This is a genomic window from uncultured Microbulbifer sp. (assembly GCF_913055755.1).
In the GTDB taxonomy this organism is placed as follows: Bacteria; Pseudomonadota; Gammaproteobacteria; order Pseudomonadales; family Cellvibrionaceae; genus Microbulbifer.
Genome location: NZ_CAJXKH010000082.1, coordinates 1 through 17,973, shown reverse-complemented (window position 1 = coordinate 17,973; position 17,973 = coordinate 1). Strand labels below are relative to the sequence as shown.

General features: G+C 59.8%; 19 protein-coding genes. 15 read left to right on the top strand and 4 right to left on the bottom strand.

Going from position 1 to position 17,973, the window contains the following annotated elements; genetic code table 11:
* From QZ511_RS13120 to QZ511_RS13105, 4 genes are all read right to left on the bottom strand, one after another.
* The coding region (locus QZ511_RS13120; protein ID WP_295802997.1) for a hypothetical protein at window positions 1-211 on the bottom strand (211 nt) is incomplete at its 3' end.
* A 15-nt stretch (window positions 212-226) separates the two neighbouring features.
* Window positions 227-985: an SDR family oxidoreductase gene (locus QZ511_RS13115; protein ID WP_295802996.1), complete on the bottom strand. Its 759-nt coding sequence runs from the start codon at window positions 983-985 to the stop codon at window positions 227-229.
* 129 nt (window positions 986-1,114) lie between these two features.
* A complete protein-coding gene (locus QZ511_RS13110; RefSeq protein ID WP_295802995.1) occupies window positions 1,115-2,263 on the bottom strand; it encodes a PilT/PilU family type 4a pilus ATPase in 1,149 nt (382 codons plus the stop codon).
* A gap of 50 nt (window positions 2,264-2,313) precedes the next feature.
* Window positions 2,314-3,348, bottom strand: a complete 1,035-nt coding sequence (locus QZ511_RS13105; RefSeq protein WP_295802994.1) for a type IV pilus twitching motility protein PilT — start codon at window positions 3,346-3,348, stop codon at window positions 2,314-2,316.
* A gap of 91 nt (window positions 3,349-3,439) precedes the next feature.
* On the opposite strand from QZ511_RS13105, the gene QZ511_RS13100 reads away from it, so the two are divergent.
* The 15 genes from QZ511_RS13100 (at window position 3,440) to QZ511_RS13030 (ending at window position 17,379) form a co-directional block, all read left to right on the top strand.
* Complete coding sequence (locus QZ511_RS13100) at window positions 3,440-4,135, top strand: YggS family pyridoxal phosphate-dependent enzyme (protein WP_295802993.1); 696 nt, start codon at window positions 3,440-3,442, stop codon at window positions 4,133-4,135.
* 19 nt (window positions 4,136-4,154) lie between these two features.
* Window positions 4,155-4,982, top strand: coding sequence for a pyrroline-5-carboxylate reductase (gene proC, locus QZ511_RS13095; RefSeq protein WP_295802992.1), 828 nt, complete (start codon window positions 4,155-4,157; stop codon window positions 4,980-4,982).
* 32 nt (window positions 4,983-5,014) lie between these two features.
* Window positions 5,015-5,620 (top strand): YggT family protein, encoded by a 606-nt coding sequence (locus tag QZ511_RS13090; protein ID WP_295802991.1) that lies wholly within the window; start codon window positions 5,015-5,017, stop codon window positions 5,618-5,620.
* Window positions 5,621-5,863: 243 nt separating this feature from the next.
* Window positions 5,864-7,840 (top strand): dynamin family protein, encoded by a 1,977-nt coding sequence (locus tag QZ511_RS13085; RefSeq protein ID WP_295802990.1) that lies wholly within the window; start codon window positions 5,864-5,866, stop codon window positions 7,838-7,840.
* 137 nt (window positions 7,841-7,977) lie between these two features.
* On the top strand, window positions 7,978-9,138 hold the full coding sequence (locus QZ511_RS13080) for a homoserine O-acetyltransferase (protein WP_295803000.1): 1,161 nt from the start codon (window positions 7,978-7,980) through the stop codon (window positions 9,136-9,138).
* A complete protein-coding gene (gene metW, locus QZ511_RS13075) occupies window positions 9,131-9,721 on the top strand; it encodes a methionine biosynthesis protein MetW (protein ID WP_295802999.1) in 591 nt (196 codons plus the stop codon). The genes QZ511_RS13080 and metW overlap by 8 nt, the downstream gene beginning before the upstream one ends.
* Before the next feature lie 111 nt (window positions 9,722-9,832).
* On the top strand, window positions 9,833-10,282 hold the full coding sequence (locus QZ511_RS13070) for a DUF4426 domain-containing protein (protein ID WP_295802989.1): 450 nt from the start codon (window positions 9,833-9,835) through the stop codon (window positions 10,280-10,282).
* Between the two features lie 89 nt (window positions 10,283-10,371).
* A complete protein-coding gene (rdgB, locus tag QZ511_RS13065) occupies window positions 10,372-10,977 on the top strand; it encodes an RdgB/HAM1 family non-canonical purine NTP pyrophosphatase (RefSeq protein ID WP_295802988.1) in 606 nt (201 codons plus the stop codon).
* Window positions 10,970-12,229 carry a radical SAM family heme chaperone HemW gene (hemW, locus tag QZ511_RS13060; protein WP_366935660.1) on the top strand — a complete coding sequence of 420 codons (1,260 nt, stop codon included), beginning with the start codon at window positions 10,970-10,972 and terminating at the stop codon, window positions 12,227-12,229. Before rdgB ends, hemW begins: the two co-directional genes overlap by 8 nt.
* A gap of 167 nt (window positions 12,230-12,396) precedes the next feature.
* Window positions 12,397-12,723 (top strand): thioredoxin TrxA, encoded by a 327-nt coding sequence (gene trxA / locus QZ511_RS13055; RefSeq protein ID WP_295802987.1) that lies wholly within the window; start codon window positions 12,397-12,399, stop codon window positions 12,721-12,723.
* A gap of 377 nt (window positions 12,724-13,100) precedes the next feature.
* Window positions 13,101-14,360: a transcription termination factor Rho gene (gene rho, locus QZ511_RS13050; RefSeq protein WP_295802986.1), complete on the top strand. Its 1,260-nt coding sequence runs from the start codon at window positions 13,101-13,103 to the stop codon at window positions 14,358-14,360.
* Window positions 14,361-14,656: 296 nt separating this feature from the next.
* Window positions 14,657-14,926, top strand: a complete 270-nt coding sequence (locus tag QZ511_RS13045) for an RNA-binding protein (RefSeq protein WP_010133764.1) — start codon at window positions 14,657-14,659, stop codon at window positions 14,924-14,926.
* A 170-nt stretch (window positions 14,927-15,096) separates the two neighbouring features.
* Window positions 15,097-16,560 (top strand): 4-hydroxy-3-polyprenylbenzoate decarboxylase, encoded by a 1,464-nt coding sequence (ubiD, locus tag QZ511_RS13040; RefSeq protein WP_295802985.1) that lies wholly within the window; start codon window positions 15,097-15,099, stop codon window positions 16,558-16,560.
* 55 nt (window positions 16,561-16,615) lie between these two features.
* Window positions 16,616-17,017: a hypothetical protein gene (locus QZ511_RS13035; protein ID WP_295802984.1), complete on the top strand. Its 402-nt coding sequence runs from the start codon at window positions 16,616-16,618 to the stop codon at window positions 17,015-17,017.
* A gap of 113 nt (window positions 17,018-17,130) precedes the next feature.
* Complete coding sequence (locus QZ511_RS13030) at window positions 17,131-17,379, top strand: hypothetical protein (protein WP_295802983.1); 249 nt, start codon at window positions 17,131-17,133, stop codon at window positions 17,377-17,379.
* The last annotated feature ends 594 nt before the right edge of the window (window positions 17,380-17,973 follow it).

Genomic DNA, 17,973 nt, shown 5'->3' with positions numbered 1-17,973 from the left:
TATCAGTGTCCGACAGCGCTTCGATCTCGTCCCGGTTTCCGATCGCGAGGATGCGGCCGTGCTTTAACGCAAGTGCGCTGGCGATGGAATTGTTCCTGTCTACGGTAAGAATGTCGCCATTAATGAAAATACGGTCTGCGTTGGGGGTTTCTTCACAACCGTTAAGTAATAGTACTACCGCTAAAAATACAAAAATTCTGGCTGGAGTCATCGCGTTCTTTTGGAGCTATAGCCCACCGGTTGTATCGATAAATGTCCCGGTGGTGAAGGAAGCTTCTTCACTGAGTAACCAGGCGATAGCTCCGGCCACTTCTTCCGGCTGTCCACCGCGCCCGAGCGGTATCCGGGATTTGAGCCGTTCGATGCGCTCCGGCTCGCCGCCGTCACTGTGCATCTCCGTAGCGATCAATCCCGGGCGCACACCGTTGACCCGGATACCTTCCCGCGCGACTTCCTTGCTGAGGCCGATGGTCAGGGTATCCACTGCGCCCTTGCTGGCGGCGTAATCGATATATTCATTGGGAGAGCCACTGCGGGCGGCCCCGGATGAAACATTGACGATGGCGCCACCTGTGCCGCCATTTGCGGTGGACATGCGTTTGATGGCCTCGCGGCAGCACAGCAGCGTCCCGGTGACATTCGTTTGCAGGATCTGATTGATCCGCGCGGCGGTCATCTGTTCGACGCGGGACTGTTGCAACAGCATACCGGCGTTGTTCACCAGCGCCGTCAACGGTCCGAGCTGCTCGTCTACCGCAGCAAATAGCCGCTCTACGTCATGCTCCAGGGAAATATCTGCCTGCACCGCGATCGTTTTGACATCGTGCGAGCGCAGATTTTCCAGTACCGCTTCGGCGTCGGACTGACGGGCGCGGTAACTGATGCAGATATTGTAACCGCGGGCGGCGAGCAGCTTGGCAGTGGCGGCGCCAATGCCGCGACTGCCGCCGGTGATGAGTGCAATTTTTCTCGCGGTATTGGCCACGGACATCTACCTGTGCGGGATGGTGTGTAGGAGCCTGCTTGCAGGCGAAAGGGGGCGGGCCGCAGGCCCGCATTGCGGAGCTGGAGCTCCGCGCACCCAGGAATTGCGGAGCTGGAGCTCCGTGTTCCTTTAATAGATCTGCGGGCCGCCGTTGTTGTCGGTGTCGCTGGCGAGGCTCAGTTCGTCGGCGGCGCTGTTGAGGTACTCGGCGTCGGACTCGGACTTGAGCTTGATCATCAGGCGCAGGTCGTTGGCAGAGTCGGCGTGGGCGAGGGCGTCCTCGTAGGTGATCTCGCCGCGGTCGTAGAGTTCGTACAGGGCCTGGTCGAAGGTCTGCATGCCCTGTTCGTTGGAGCGTTTCATCAGCTCCTTCATCTTGTGCACTTCGCCCTTGCGGATCAGGTCTGCCATCAGCGGGGTGTTGATCATGATCTCGAGACAGGCGCGGCGGCCGTCGCCGTCCGGCGTCGGTACCAGCTGCTGGGCGACCATTGCCTGCAGGTTGAGGGACAGGTCCATCCACAGCTGCTGGTGCCGGTCGGCGGGGAAGAAGTGGATGATGCGGTCCAGCGCCTGGTTGGCGTTGTTCGCGTGCAGGGTACACAGGCACAAGTGGCCGGTTTCGGCGAAGGCGATGGCGTGGTCCATGGTCTCGCGGGAGCGCACCTCACCGATGAGGATCACGTCCGGCGCCTGACGCAGGGTGTTCTTCAGCGCGGTTTCGAAGGATTCGGTATCCAGGCCCACTTCGCGCTGGGTGACGATGCAGCCGCGGTGCTGGTGGATAAATTCGATGGGGTCTTCGATCGAGATGATGTGACCCTTCGAGTTTTCGTTGCGGTGGCCGATCATGGAGGCCAGCGAGGTGGATTTACCGGTACCGGTCGCGCCGACGAAGATGATCAGGCCACGCTTGGTCATGGCCAGCTCTTTCAGCTGTTCGGGCAGGCCGAGGCCGTCGATGGTGGGGATCTTGGTTTCGATCCGGCGCAGCACCATGCCGACGAGGTTGCGCTGGAAGAAGGCGGATACCCGGAAACGGCCGACGTTGCGCACAGAGATGGCGAAGTTAAGCTCTTTTTGTTCGGCGAATTCCCGGCGTTGCTTGTCGTTCATGATGCCGACGACCATTTCCCGGGCTTTTTCCGGGGTCAGGGCGGTGGTACTGACCGGTACCACCTTGCCGTGCAGTTTGATCGAGGGCGGTACTCCGGCGGTGATAAAGAGGTCGGAGGCACCTTTTTCGGTGACGAGTTGCAGTAGGCGTTCGATTTCCATTTTTTATACCGCTGGTTATTTTCGCGTTTATTTTTTCAGCCCGGAGAAGTTTAGAAGTTCTCCGGCATCTTCGCTTTTTCCCGCGCCACTTCGCGGCTGATCACCCGGCGCTCTACCAGGTCCTGCAGGCACTGGTCCATGGTCTGCATGCCGACGCTGGCGCCGGTCTGGATCGCGGAATACATCTGCGCGATCTTGTCTTCGCGGATCAGGTTCCGGATCGCCGGGGTGCCGCGCATGATTTCGTGGGCGGCGACGCGGCCGCCGCCGTTGCGCTTGAGCAGGGTCTGGGAGATGACCGCCTGCAGGGATTCCGACAGCATGGAGCGCACCATGGCCTTTTCTTCCGCGGGGAATACGTCGACCACACGGTCGATGGTCTTTGCGGCGGAGGTGGTGTGCAGGGTGCCGAATACCAGGTGGCCGGTTTCCGCGGCGGTGAGTGCCAGGCGGATGGTCTCGAGGTCCCGCATCTCACCCACGAGGATGATGTCCGGGTCTTCACGCAAGGCGGAGCGCAGGGCTTCGGAGAAACCGTGGGTGTCGCGGTGGACTTCCCGCTGGTTGACCAGGCACTTTTTCGACTCGTGTACGAATTCGATCGGGTCCTCGACGGTGAGGATGTGCTCGTACTTGTTGTCGTTGATGTAGTCGATCATCGCCGCCAGCGAGGTGGACTTACCGGAGCCGGTAGGGCCGGTGACCAGTACCAGGCCGCGGGGGGTGTCGGAGATCTGTTTGAACACCTGGCCCATCCCCAGGTCTTCCATGGTCAGTACCTTGGAGGGAATGGTCCGGAACACGGCGCCGGCGCCGCGGTTGTGGTTGAAGGCGTTGACCCGGAAGCGGGCGACACCGGGGACCTCGAAGGAGAAGTCGGTCTCCAGGAACTCTTCGTAATCCTTGCGCTGCTTGTCGTTCATGATCTCGTAGATCAGGCCGTGTACCTGCTTGTGCTCCATGGGGGGCAGGTTGATGCGGCGCACGTCGCCATCCACCCGGATCATCGGGGGCAGGCCTGCGGAGAGGTGCAGGTCGGAAGCGTTCTGTTTGGCGCTGAAGGCGAGGAGTTCTGTAATGTCCATACTGCTACCTTATTGTTCTGATATGACGGGCGCTGGGCTAAGCGATTAGAATGCGCGCCGATGTTCGTCAGGGTTAGCCAGGTCCCAGTATATGCGCAAAGGGTCGATCGCCGAAAACCTCAATTCTGTGGCTGCACGGATTGTTGCCGCCTGTAGAGCTTTTGACCGGGATCCGGATGCGGTCACGCTGCTCGCGGTATCCAAAACCAAGCCGGCAGCGGACCTGCGGGCAGCCTATTGCGCGGGCCAGCGTCACTTCGGTGAGAACTACCTGCAGGAGGCGCTGGAAAAGCAGTCAGCACTCGCCGATCTGGACATTGTGTGGCATTTCATCGGCCCGCTGCAGTCCAACAAGTCCCGCGATGTGGCGGAACACTTCCACTGGATGCACACGGTGGATCGGTTAAAAATTGCACGGCGGTTGTCGGAGCAGCGGCCCGCGGGCCTGCCGCCACTGAATATCTGCCTGCAGGTGAATATAGACGATGAAGAGCGCAAGTCCGGGGTGGCTCCGGCGGAATTGCCGGCACTTGCGGCAAAAGTGGCGGAATTGCCCAATCTGCGTCTGCGCGGGTTGATGGCGATACCGGCGGTGCGCGGACCGGGAGCAGACCAGCGCGATCCCTTCCTGCAGATGGCGGCATTACTGAAAGAACTGAAGGCGCAGCTGCCGGAACAGCCGCTGGATACCCTGTCCATGGGTATGTCCGGGGATATGGAAGCGGCCATCGCCAGCGGCGCCACCATTGTGCGAATAGGCACCGATATCTTCGGCGCCCGCAAATAACACTGACCAGAGGTAGATCATGACCCAGGCGAAAATGGTATTTATCGGCGGCGCGGGCAATATGGCCGGCGCGGTGATCGGTGGGCTGGTGGCCAGTGGCTATCCGGCGGAGCGGATTGTTGCCACCGGCCGCAATGAACAGAAGCTGCAGGAATTTGCCGCGCGCACCGGTGTTCTGGTCAGTACCGACAATGCCGCGGAGGTGGCCGAAGCCGATGTGCTGGTGCTGTCGGTCAAGCCGCAGATGATGAGGGAACTGTGTGAGGACCTGGCTTCCATCGTCAGCGCGCGCAAGCCGCTGGTGATCACGCTGGCCGCGGGCATCCCGTTGGCGGCCTACCAGCGCTGGCTGGGTGCCGGCGTTCCCATAGTGCGGGCGATGCCGAATACGCCGGCACTTGTCGGTACCGGGGTGACCGGTCTCTACGCCGGCGCGGGCGTGAGCGACGCGCAAAAGCAGATTGCCACGCAAATGGCGGAAGCGGTGGGGATTGCCCTGTGGGTGGACGAGGAATCCGGCATCGACCAGGTGATTGCCGTATCCGGCTCCGGCCCGGCGTACTATTTCCAGTTTATGGAGTCGATGATCGACGCCGCGGAAAAGGCCGGCATGAAGCGCGCCGACGCCGAACGCCTTACCTTGCAAACCGCACTGGGCGCAGCGAAACTTGCGGTGGCAAGCGATGTGGACGTGGCGCAGTTGAAACGCAACGTGATGTCGCCCAATGGCACGACCGAGCGCGCGGTGAAGCGCTTTCAGGAAGGCGGACTGCCGCAACTGGTAGAGCAGGCGATGAGCGATTGTGCGGCGCGCGCCGCCGAGATGGCCAAAGAACTGGATCGTTAACAGTAAAAATAACCACGTAACAAGGACTTTCGATGGTCAACACCTTCAGCAATATCGGCGTGTTTATTCTCGCCACCCTGGGGATCCTGTTCCTGTTTACGGTGCTGCTGCGGTTTATGCTGCAGCTGGCGCGGGCGGATTTTTACAATCCCCTGTCCCAGGGCATCGTGAAAATCACCAATCCGCTACTGCGCCCCCTGCGCAAAGTGGTGCCCGGCCTGTTCGGCATCGACATGGCGTCGCTGGTGCTGGCGCTGCTGGTGGGCTGGGTGATGATCATCGGCGCCGGTTTTCTCGCCGGTGCGGGCATGCTGAACCCGCTGGCCGCACTGCTGTGGTCGCTGCTCGGCTGCGTCATGACCCTGGTAGCAATTCTGTTTGTGGGTATGCTGATCTCCATCGTGGTCAGCTGGATCGCTCCCCACAGCAGCCATCCGGCACTGATGCTGCTGCGCCAGTTGCTGGAGCCGCTTTACGCACCGGTACGCAAGATCATCCCGCCGCTGGGGGTGATCGATATCAGTCCGATTTTCATCTTTATCCTGCTCACGGTGGTGGACAAGCTGCTGGTGGGCTTTGCCCAGAGCGCGCAGATGCCGCAGCTGGTGTACAACCTGTTCTGGCATATCCCGTTCTGATCGCGAGCCGACGACCTCAGGGCCGCCAACTGCGGCCCTGTTCGATTCCGCCCCGGCGTCCGTTTCGATTTCCTGACTTACCTGCCTGTGTTCTTCGGGGCCTGCGCCCAAGTCCTCTTCCCTCGCTGTTTAGTGCCGAACGGTTCGCTAAATTGCACCAACGGTCTTTAATTTGCCGCCACCTTGCCGGAAAATGACCGGCCCAATGTAAAAATTACACACAAATAACAAGAACTCCCGAACATGGAAGATGCGACATTGCGCCAGCACATTGCCGACTACGACAGCTGGAAGAGGGCCCTGGACCGCCAGTTGAACGCCTTCAGCCACTGGCTGGAAGAACACTTCCCCAATTCCGCCGGCGCCCGCCAGGTGGTGCAGCAGGCGCGACAGTTGCTGGCGGAAGACCAGTTCACCGTGGCGCTGGTCGGCGAGTTCTCCCGCGGCAAGACCGAGCTGATCAACGCGATGCTGTCGCATACCTACGGCAAGCGCCTGCTGCCGTCGCGCCCCGGTCGCACCACCATGTGCCCCACCGAGATCTACTGCGACGGCAGCCAACAGGCCTCCGTGCGCCTGTTGCCGATCGAGACCCTGGCCACCAATACCAGCCTGGAGAGCTTCCGCCGCATCCCGCAGAAGTGGGTCCATCACGAATTCGATCCGGAAGATGCCGATGCCACCCGCGATGCACTGATGAAAGTCGCCGCCACCAAGGCGGTGAGTCCGGAAGAGGCGGCCCGTTATGGCTTTGACCGCCGCCACCTGGATGGCAACGGCAACCTGGTGCAGATCCCGGCCTGGCGCTACGCGCTGATTTCCCTGCCGCACCCGCTGCTGGCCCAGGGGCTGCGCATTATCGACACCCCCGGACTCAACGCGCTGGGCAACGAACCGGAGCTGACCCTGTCCACGCTGCCCGGCGCCCAGGCGGTTGCTTTTTTGCTGTCCGCCGACGCCGGTGTCAGCGGTACCGACCTGAATATGTGGGAAACCCACCTGGTTCCCCTGCGGGAGCATCGCGGTACCGCGGTGATGGCGCTGCTGAACAAGATCGACGCCATGTGGGACGACCCCGACGAAGACGCGGACCTGATGCTGCGGCGCATGCGCAAGGAAGTCAGCAAGCTGCTGGACCTGCCGCAGGAGCATGTTGTGGGGGTGTCGGCGAAGAAGGCCCTGCTGGCCCGCGCCCAGCGCGACCCGATGTTGCTGCAGCAGAGCCGCTTTGGCGATTTCGAGCAGCTGCTGGTACAGCGCCTGATGGAGCACCGCGACAAGGTGGCCAATCACCGCTCCCTGCACCAGGCGCTGACCCTGATGGCGGATACCCGCGACCTGCTCAAGCGCCGCCTGAACAGTGGCGCCGCGACCCTGGAGCACCTGAAGCGCCAGGGAAACACTAGCGCGGAACAATTGGAAGAACTCAAACAGCAGCACCAGACCGCGAAGGAGCAGCACAAGTTCTGTCACCAGGAATTGCTGACCCTGAAATCCAGCCAGCGCATGCTGGCGCGCCAGCGCGCCTCGCTGCTGGCACCGGTTTCCAGCCAGCAGTTGCAGCAGCTGATCGACGAGACCCGCCAGGCCCTGAACGAGCGCTGGTCACCACTGGGACTGGCGCGCGCTATTGATGGATTTATGGGGGGCGTGGAACATCAGTTGATGAACCTGGAGCGGGAGGTGGATCAGGCCAACCGCCTAGTGGATGCGATCTACGACCGCTCGACCCTGAACAATATTATTTCTGCCGAGCACCACTTCGATGTGTCCAGCTTCCGCGCCGCGCTGCGCGGCCTGCACCGCCAGGCGGCTCAGCTGCGTCGCTCGCCGCAGTTGCTGCTGGCAAGGCGCAACCGCCTGACCGAGCGCTTTGTGGCGACCCTGGCGAATGAAGTGGGGCGCATGTACAGCCAGATGATTTCTTCTGTGGACGGCTGGCTGGAGCAGGTACTGGAGCCGCTGAAGCAGCATGTGACCTATCAAAAGCATCTGCTGAACCGACACCTGATCAAGCTGACGGAGCTGAAGCAGAAGACCCAGACCAAGCGCACGGACCTGCACACACTGGAAGAAGAGCTGGTGCGTAACCACAGTGCGCTGGCAGCCCTGGAAGATCTGCTGAAACAGACCCAGCCCGCCTCGCAACCGGTGGCGCCGGCACCGGTGGCTACCATCGCCAACAACGTTACTCCGTTAAAGGCTCCTGCGACTTCGTGATTTTTTAGTCTAGTGGCGGGCGAGCGTCGGGTGTACTCAACGCCCCACCTTTCGTAAACTTGGCGCCCCGCCAACCACACACGCACAAGATTTTGACCACGGAAGCGCAATCTCCCAAACCCCGACAACCGGCGGAGCTGCCGGCCAATTCGGTGGGGCTCGTGGAGCCCAAAAGTCACACCTTTCCCGGCCCGTTCAAGCTGGCCTGCGGCAGAGTGTTGGACGAATACACCCTGGTATATGAAACCTACGGCACCCTGAATGCGGACAGGTCCAACGGGGTGCTGATCTGTCACGCCCTGTCCGGCCACCACCACGCCGCCGGTTATCACAGCCTCGATGACAAGCGTCCCGGCTGGTGGGACAGTTATATCGGTTCCGGCAAACCCATCGACACCAACAAGTTTTATGTGGTGGCAGTAAACAACCTCGGCGGTTGTCACGGCTCCACCGGGCCCGCATCCATCAACCCCGCCACCGGCAAACCCTGGGGCCCGGACTTTCCGCCGCTGCGAGCGCGGGACTGGGTGCACAGCCAGGCACAGCTGGCGGACCACCTGGGTATCGAACAGTGGGCTGCGGTTGTGGGTGGCAGTCTCGGCGGCATGCAGGCGATGCGCTGGGCGCTGGAATATCCCGAGCGCCTGCGCCACTGCGTGGTGATCGCATCGGCCATGAAACTGTCCGCGCAGAATATCGCGTTCAATGAAACCGCCCGCCAGGCGATCACCTCCGATCCGGATTTTCGCGACGGCCGTTACCTGGAAGAGGAGACCCTGCCGCGCCACGGCCTGGCGGTGGCGCGCATGATCGGGCATATCACCTATCTGTCGGACGATGGCCTGGGTAAAAAATTCGGCCGCGAACTGCGCTCCGGTACTTTCGAACAGGGCGTGGAGGAACTGGTGGAGTTCCAGGTGCAGAGTTACCTGCGCTACCAGGGCGACAGTTTTTCCAGCAGCTTCGATCCCAACACCTATATCCTGATGACCCGCGCACTGGATTATTTCGACCTGGCGCGGGAATACGACCACGATCCGGTCAAGGCGTTTGCGCACGCCCGCTGCAAGTTCCTGCTGGTATCGTTCACTTCCGACTGGCGCTTTGCGCCGGAGCGCTCGCGGGAAATTGCCGATGCGCTGATGCACGCGAACAAGGCGGTGACCTACGCGGAAGTGGAGTCGGCCATGGGACACGATGCTTTCCTGTTGCCCAACGCGCGCTACGAAAACATATTTGCGGCCTACATGAATAATGTGGCTGCCGAGCAGAACAACGGGGGCGGCGATGTTGCGTAAGGATCTGGATATCATCCACAACTGGATCGCACCCAAAACCCGCGTGCTCGACCTCGGCTGTGGCGACGGCGCGCTGCTGCAGCGCCTCGGACGGGAAAAGCAAGTCAGCGGTTACGGGCTTGAAATCGATCCCGAGCAGATCCAGCGCTGCGTCGAGCGTGGCGTGAATGTGGTGGAACAGAACCTGGACCAGGGGCTGGGCAATTTTGGCGACCACAGTTTCGATACCGTGGTGATGACCCAGGCGCTGCAGACCCTGCGCTTTCCGCACCTGGTGGTGGATGAAATGCTGCGGGTGGGGCGCGAGTGCATCATTACCTTCCCCAACTTCGGGCAGTGGAAAGCGCGCTGGCACCTGGCATTTTCCGGGCGTATGCCGGTGTCAGATTTATTACCGTATGAATGGTACGACACGCCCAATATTCACTTTTGTACTTTCAGGGATTTTGAAGTGCTCTGCCGCCAGCACAACTGGCAGATCCTGCATCGCCAGGTGGTCTCAGAGTCCACGACTGCCGGGCTGTTGAAGGACTTTTTGCCCAATCTTTTCGGAGAAACGGCGATTTACCATCTGACTCGCTAGAATAAGAGTCAGATGTCTGTGTGATACGACGCCACTGGCGCCCCCAGATGGTCGGGGCGTGTATATCAGCGTGCGAGAATCGACAATGAGAATCCAGAAAAGGAGGACGCCGTGAAACGTCTGTTTGCTGCACTATTTTCCATGGCCCTGTTGTTGTGGGCAGCTACGGCTGCGGCGCAGGGTGCCAAGGTCATCGAAAACTATTCGGACTTTGGCGATTACCGGGTGACCTACTCGGTGTTCAACAGCGATTTCATCTCGCCGGACATTGCCCGCCAGTACAATCTGGTGCGTGCCCGCGACCGCGCCTTTGTGAATATTTCCGTGGCCAAGAAAGGTGATACCAAGGGCATGAGTGCCGGCATCTCCGGCAATGCCACCAACCTGATCCAGCAGTCGCGAGCGCTGGAGTTTCAGGAAATCCGCGACCAGGATGCGGTGTACTACCTGGCACCGTTCCGCTTTGAACACGAAGAGTCGCTGACCTTCAATATCGATCTGGTACTGCCGGACGGCAGCAACCAGCAGCTGACCTTCCGCCGCCAGCTGCACAAGAACTGATATTCAGCGGTCGATCGCAAACAGCGGGCGCAGTGCGCTCGCTGTTTTTGTTTTGAGACCCGGTTGAATACGCGCAATTGGAAAAGCCCATGGATAAAATCGTTCTCGCCAGCGGCAATGCGGGCAAACTCAAAGAATTTTCCCAGCTGTTTTCCGGCTGGCAGATTGCGGTGTTGCCGCAGTCGGATTTCGTCACCGAAGAAGCCGCGGAGACCGGCCTCAGTTTTATTGAAAATGCCCTGATCAAGGCGCGTCACGCCAGTCGCGCCAGCGGACTGCCGGCACTGGCGGACGACTCCGGGCTGGCGGTGGATGCGCTCGATGGCGCCCCGGGTATTTATTCCGCCCGCTATGCCGGCGCCGGTGCCAGCGATGCGGACAACAATCAAAAGCTGCTGGCGGCGCTGGACGGGGTGCCGACGAAAAAACGCGGCGCCAGCTTCCACTGCGCGCTGGCATTCGTGCGCACGCCGGACGACCCGGTGCCGCTGGTGTGCACCGCCCGCTGGCGCGGTCGCATCCTCGAACATACCGCCGGTGACCAGGGGTTCGGTTACGATCCGCTGTTCTTTGTGGAACAGGAGGGGCTGACTTCGGCGCAGCTGCCGCGGGAAGTGAAAAACCGCCTGAGTCACCGCGCGCAGGCAGTCAAACAGTTCGAACAGCTGTGGCGGGAGCAGATGCTGGGTGAGTGAGCCGCAATCCGAGAGCGGTGCCGTGGACAGCCTGATGGAGCTGCCCCCGCTGAGCCTGTACGTGCATATTCCCTGGTGCGTGCGCAAGTGCCCCTACTGTGATTTCAATTCGCACGAATTCGCCGCGGGCGGGCATGTGGATATCCACCACGCCAGCAGTGCGCCGGCTGCGCCCAGCGGGCTCCCGGAGCGGGAGTACGTGGCACAGCTACAGCGGGACCTCGAGAGCCAGCTGCCCTGGGTGCAGGGGCGCAGGCTGGGTTCCATCTTCTTCGGTGGCGGTACCCCGAGCCTGTTTTCGCCCCGCGCCATTGGCGCCATCCTGGAGATGGCCGAGCGGCTGGTGGGCTTCGAGCCTGCCATAGAAATTACCCTGGAGGCCAATCCGGGCACCTTTGAGCAGGCCAAGTTCGCCGGTTACCGCACCGCCGGCGTAAACCGGCTGTCCATTGGCGTGCAGAGCTTTGACCCCCTGCAGCTGCAGAACCTGGGGCGCATCCACACCGGACCAGAGGCGGAAACCGCCGCCAGCCAGGCCCGCGCCGCGGGCTTCGACAATATCAATATCGACCTGATGCACGGCCTGCCGGGGCAGGGGGAGATAGATGCGCTCGGGGACCTGCGGCGGGCGGTGGACCTCGGGGTGCAGCATATCTCCTGGTACCAGCTCACCATCGAGCCGAATACCGCGTTCTACTCGGCGCCGCCGGTCACCCCCGGATCCGAGGCGATTGCCGCGATCCAGCGCGCCGGCCGCGCCTATCTCGCGGCCCAGGGCTACGGGCGCTACGAGGTCTCTGCCTACAGCCCGCCGGGTCGCGAGTCCCGGCACAACCTGAATTACTGGTCCTTCGCGGACTACATTGGCATCGGTGCCGGCGCCCACGGCAAGTTCACTGTGCCCGCCGAGGGGCAGATCCTGCGTACCCGCCGCACCCGCACGCCGCGAGACTATCTTTCCCTGGGGCAGCGTGACGTGGATCAGGGCACTTTCCCGCTACCGAAGTGCGACCGGGTGGCGCCATCCGAGCGACCGCTGGAATTCCTGATGAATGCCCTGCGACTCGAAGCGGGAGTGCCCGCGGCCAGTTTCCCCGCCTATACCGGGCTGCCGCTGGCGGCGCTGGAGCGGGAATGGGCGCGCCTGGAGACAATGGAGCTGGTGCAGCCTCTGGGCGAGCGGATCGCCACCACGGACTTTGGCTATGACTATGTGGACGAAATTCTGCAGCGCTTCCTGCCCGCAGATTGACGTGGAAGCTCCGCAAAGCCTTGATATCCGGGCCGCCAGCCCCATTAAGGGGGGAATGCCGAAGCATAGGCCGAGAACCATTTGCCTTGCGGGGTCAGCTGGCCGTACTTATCATGTCTGCCGGCGTGGCCCGGGGGCCCGAAGCAACAGAACTACAGGAAACGACTATGAGCGCGAACATCGTCAACGTAACCGACGCAGAATTTGAAGCCGAAGTACTCAAGGCCGACGGCCCGGTGCTGGTGGACTTCTGGGCCCAGTGGTGCGGTCCCTGCAAGATGATTGCGCCGGTGCTGGAAGACCTGGCCGGTCATTACGGCGACAAGCTGAAGATCGTCAAGGTGGACGTCGACAGCAACAAGGAGTCCGCAGCCAAGTACAACGTGCGCGGCATTCCGACCCTGCTGCTGTTCAAGGGCGGCAATGTCGAAGGCACCAAAGTGGGTGCACTGTCCCGCGCCCAGCTGACCGAGTTCATCGACAGCCAGGTTTAAGCGCGACGGGCGCCAGACGGCGCCGAAATGTCCTGCAGGGCCTGTAAATAGGCCTTGCAGGTTAGTGAACTGCCGTTATACTGCCTAGTAATCAAATTAACTGTTCAGTCCAAACCTGAGCCAAGTCGCCAACCCCGCTGTCTCTGCAGCCTCTCCGGCGCGCAAACTCCTCAAGTTGAACATTCCTCCTGGCGCCTTTGCCAAACAAGTGTGCCAGTGTGAGCGGAAAACTGCTTTCCGATGAGTTTTCGTGCGGATGAACTGTCAGATGGCATCGCGTTACAGGCTGTATCAAGATCGAACTTTCAAATCCCCCCGCAGAAGCTTCCCGCGCGTCCGCGCCAACTGATAAAAGAAACCCATATAAAGCAATTGGTATGAACCTTTCTGAATTAAAAACGAAACCCATTGAAGAGCTGATTGAAATCGCCAAGGGCATGGGCCTGGAGAATCTGGCCCGCTCGCGCAAACAGGACATCATATTCAATATCCTGAAGCGCCACGCCAAAAGCGGTGAAGACATTTACGGCGAAGGCGTATTGGAAATACTTCAGGACGGGTTTGGCTTTTTGCGTTCGGCCGACTCTTCATATCTCGCCGGCCCCGATGATATCTACGTTTCCCCCAGCCAGATCCGCCGCTTCAACCTGCGCACCGGGGACTCCATTTCCGGCAAGATCCGCCCCCCCAAAGAAGGTGAACGCTATTTCGCACTGCTGAAAGTCAGCGACATCAACTTCGACAAGCCGGAAAACGCCCGCAACAAGATCCTGTTCGAAAACCTTACCCCGCTGTTTCCCAATAAGCGCCTCACCCTCGAGTGCGGAAACGGCTCCTCCGAAGACCTCATCGGCCGTATCATCGACCTGGTTGCCCCCATCGGCAAAGGCCAGCGCGGCCTGATCGTGGCGCCGCCGAAGGCCGGTAAGACCATCATGTTGCAGAACATGGCCCAGGCCATCACCCGCAACAACCCTGAGTGCCACCTGATCGTACTGCTGATCGACGAGCGCCCGGAAGAAGTGACCGAAATGCAGCGCTCGGTGCGCGGCGAAGTGGTTGCCTCCACCTTCGACGAGCCGCCGGCCCGTCACGTACAGGTGGCGGAGATGGTGATCGAGAAAGCCAAGCGTCTGGTGGAACACAAGAAAGACGTGGTGATCCTGCTGGACTCCATCACCCGTCTGGCGCGCGCCTACAACACCACCGTGCCCAGCTCCGGCAAGGTGCTCACCGGTGGAGTGGACGCCCACGCACTGGAGCGCCCGAAGCGCTTTTTTGGTGCGGCGCGGAATATCGAGGAAGGCGGCAGCCTGTCCATTATCGCCACCGCCCTGGTAGATACCGGCTCCAAGATGGACGAAGTGATCTTCGAAGAGTTCAAGGGTACCGGTAACATGGAACTGCAGCTGGACCGCAAGATCGCCGAGAAGCGCGTTTACCCGGCCATCAACGTGCGCCGCTCCGGCACCCGCCGCGAAGAGCTGCTGATGCCGGAAGGCGAGCTGCAGCGCGTGTGGATCCTGCGCAAACTGCTGCACGATATGGAAGACCTGGCCGCGACCGAGTTCCTGATCGACAAGCTGAAGGACTTCAAGACCAACGACGAGTTCTTCCTGTCCATGAAACGGAAATAATTCCATTTCACAATAAAGGCCGGCATTGATTGCCGGCCTTTATTGCGATGTGAGGAAGGTTTTTGCAATAGGACGAATGAGGCGTGAAATTACGCCGAATTCAGTTGAAAAGGCCTGGCGTTAGGCATATAAAGGCCAACATTGAAGTGTTGAACAGTATTTCAGCACTGACCGAATTGGTCCCGGGTGGCTGGGAAGTCGACCGACAACGGACCAATCGCAAATGGATAACTCGGTGGAGCTGGTTACCATTTGTGAATTGCTCGACAGCCCACTGACTCTAGTGAGACTTTTTTGTGAATATCTATATCGGAAATCTGGCCTACGGCGTAACCTCTGACGAACTGCACGAAGCATTTGGTGCGTTCGGTGAAATCTCCCGGGCTACTGTAATTACTGACCGGGAAACTGGCCGTTCTAAAGGTTTTGGTTTCGTAGAAATGCCGAACGACGACGAAGCGCGTAAGGCAATCGAAGAAATGAATGATCAGCCGCTGTCTGGCCGTAACATCCGTGTTAACGAAGCCAAGCCGCGCGAAGACCGTCCGCGTCGCCCGCGCTTCTAAGAGCTATTAATAGCCTCTTGAAGTGACACAGCCCGCAGCGCTTGCTGCGGGTTGCTGTAAATCCTCCCTCTTTCTCTGCTCTCCGCCGATGTACCCGGCGCGGCGCACATTCCCTATTTTGTCCTGACTGTTTTACACTGGCCGTCGAAATTCTCGTCGACCGGTAAAACATGAAATACAAAGACCTGCGCGACTTCATCCGATTGCTGGAAAAGCGCGGCCTGCTGAAACGCATCAAGCACCCCGTCAGCCCCTATCTGGAAATGACAGAAATTGCCGACCGCGTACTGCGCGCCGGCGGCCCCGCACTCCTGTTTGAAAACCCCACCGGCTACGACACCCCGGTTCTCGCCAACCTGTTTGGTACCCCCGAGCGCGTGGCGCTGGGCATGGGGCGGGAGTCTGTCAGCGAACTGCGGCAAGTGGGGGAGCTGCTCGCCTTCCTCAAGGAGCCGCAGCCCCCGGAAGGGCTCAGGGACGCCTGGGAGAAGTTACCGATCTTCAAGCAGGTCATGAACATGGGGCCGAAGGTCATCGGCAAACCCGACTGCCAGCAGTTCGAGATTGAAACCGCCGATATCGACCTAACCACAATGCCGATCCAGACCTGCTGGCCCGGCGACGCGGCCCCTCTGGTCACCTGGCCCCTGGTCATCACCCGCGGCCCAGAGAAGAAGCGCCAGAACCTGGGCATCTACCGCATGCAGCTGATCGGCAAGAACCGCCTGATCATGCGCTGGTTGTCGCACCGTGGCGGTGCGCTGGACTTCCGCGAGTGGCAGCAGAAATTTCCCGGAGAACCCTTCCCGGTGGCCGTCGCCCTGGGTGCCGATCCGGCCACCATCCTCGGCGCGGTGACTCCGGTGCCAGATACCCTCTCTGAGTACGCCTTTGCCGGCCTCCTGCGCGGCAGCAAAACCGAAGTGGCGGAAGCCAAACTCAGCAACCTGCAGGTCCCCGCGAGTGCAGAATATGTCCTGGAAGGGTACATCTATCCGGACGATATGGCCGACGAAGGACCCTATGGAGACCACACCGGCTATTACAACGAGGTTGACCGCTTCCCGGTGTTCACGGTGGAAAAAATCACCCACCGCAAAGACCCCATCTACCACAGCACCTACACCGGGCGGCCGCCGGATGAGCCCGCGGTACTGGGTGAAGCGCTGAACGAAGTGTTCGTGCCGATCCTGCGCAAGCAATTCCCGGAGATCGTCGATTTCTACCTGCCACCGGAAGGCTGCTCCTATCGCCTGGCCGTGGTTACAATGAAAAAGCAGTACGCCGGCCACGCCAAGCGCGTAATGATGGGCGTGTGGTCCTTCCTGCGCCAGTTCATGTACACAAAGTTCGTGATCGTCACCGATGACGACGTCAATGCCCGCGACTGGAACGACGTGATCTGGGCCATGACCACTCGCATGGACCCGGCACGGGATACTGTGATGGTGGAAAACACCCCGATCGACTATCTAGATTTTGCCTCGCCAGTTTCCGGCCTCGGCTCAAAAATCGGGTTTGATGCCACCAACAAATGGGAAGGGGAAACCACACGGGAGTGGGGTCGCCCCATAGTGAAGGACCCGGAGGTTAGTCGAAAAGTGGACGAAATTTGGGATAAGCTGGGCTTGTAAAGCGAGATAAGTAATATCTAGGAATGGGAAGTTGTTGGGAAGCCAGGGAGTGGCTGTGAAAGTTATAAAAACAATGCGCCCACACGAACGCGGCGCAAAGCGGTTTGTCGAACGCTATGGAAACCGCCTGTGCGCAGTCCGATATCGTCAATCCGACTGCGGTACTAAAGTCTTTACAACCGTTGAAGTCATCGTTGATGAGCGGCAGCGAACCCCACAGGGGATGAGCCTGAATGTAGTGCATGCACAGAGGCTGCAGCAACCGGTCGCCCTCAAAGTGCGCTACGAAGAAACAGAAATCCGCCAAGCCATCAAGCACCTTGGCGGCAAATGGAGCCGACAGCTGCAGGCGTGGATCACCACGCGGGACAAAGCCATCGTACTGGGACTGGCGCACCGAATAGAAGAAGGCCTCGCCGAAAGATGTACGGATATTGATACCAGTATCGAATTTTAAATAGGTATATTTGCATACCTGTGTGCATATATAGACACTGTATCGATGTGTGTATATATGCACACGCCTATGAATAAAACTGTTAAAGCTCACGAGTATCGTGGTTCGTATTTATGACAGAAATAACTGATTATTTAGTCATTTCCGGAGACGGAGCCGAGTTGAAAGCCGATCCATTTGGAGAGAGTCTGGCTTTCGCTTGTGGTGATTGTGGGCATCCGGTAGTAGCGGTGGCTAAAAAAGGGCAGCGCGGCTCGTCTATTGAGAATTCTTCAGTTTGCAGAGGCTGTTGGCAACATTATGTTGTTGAAGTTCGTGAGTCAGTAGAGAAAATTGTGGTGTATCGGGCCCATGAGCTTTAACAAAGCCAGGCAGGATGCTCCGGGCCTTCGGCCCTCCGCGGGACGTCCTACTTTGCGCACTTTATTGCGCGGGTCGCTGCGCTCCCATTATCGCGCAACAAAGCGCGCAAAGTAGGCCGCCCCTGCTGGCGGCGTTAGTGTTCGGGTAATTCGGGTCGCCGCCTAAAAAAGTACAAACTATTCGGAAGACATTCGGCGGCACCGTGCTTCGTAGATCCAAAATCGCAAGCAGGGATTTTACGGTCGTTTTAAATAGCCTTCAGTGGCTTCCATCCTATAAATTCGTGGATGGCGGCGAGGGTAGTAAAGTGGAGAATTTCTTTTGGGCTAATTAGCCGCTCAAGGGAAAGCGTGGTACGGCACAACCAAACGTGCCGCTCCAGGTTAGTTGGGGGTTTTCCAAAAGCTTTGTAAATTGTCGGTAAAGTAAGTTTGGTGGCATCTAAGTTCATCAACACTAACAATGCCAGGCAGTTTGCTCCGGGCCTTCGGCCCTCCGCGGGACAGCTTACCTTGTGCACGTTTTGCGCGGGTCGCTGCGCTCCCATTTTCGCGCAAAACGCGCACAAGGTAAGCTGCCCCTGCCGGCGGCGT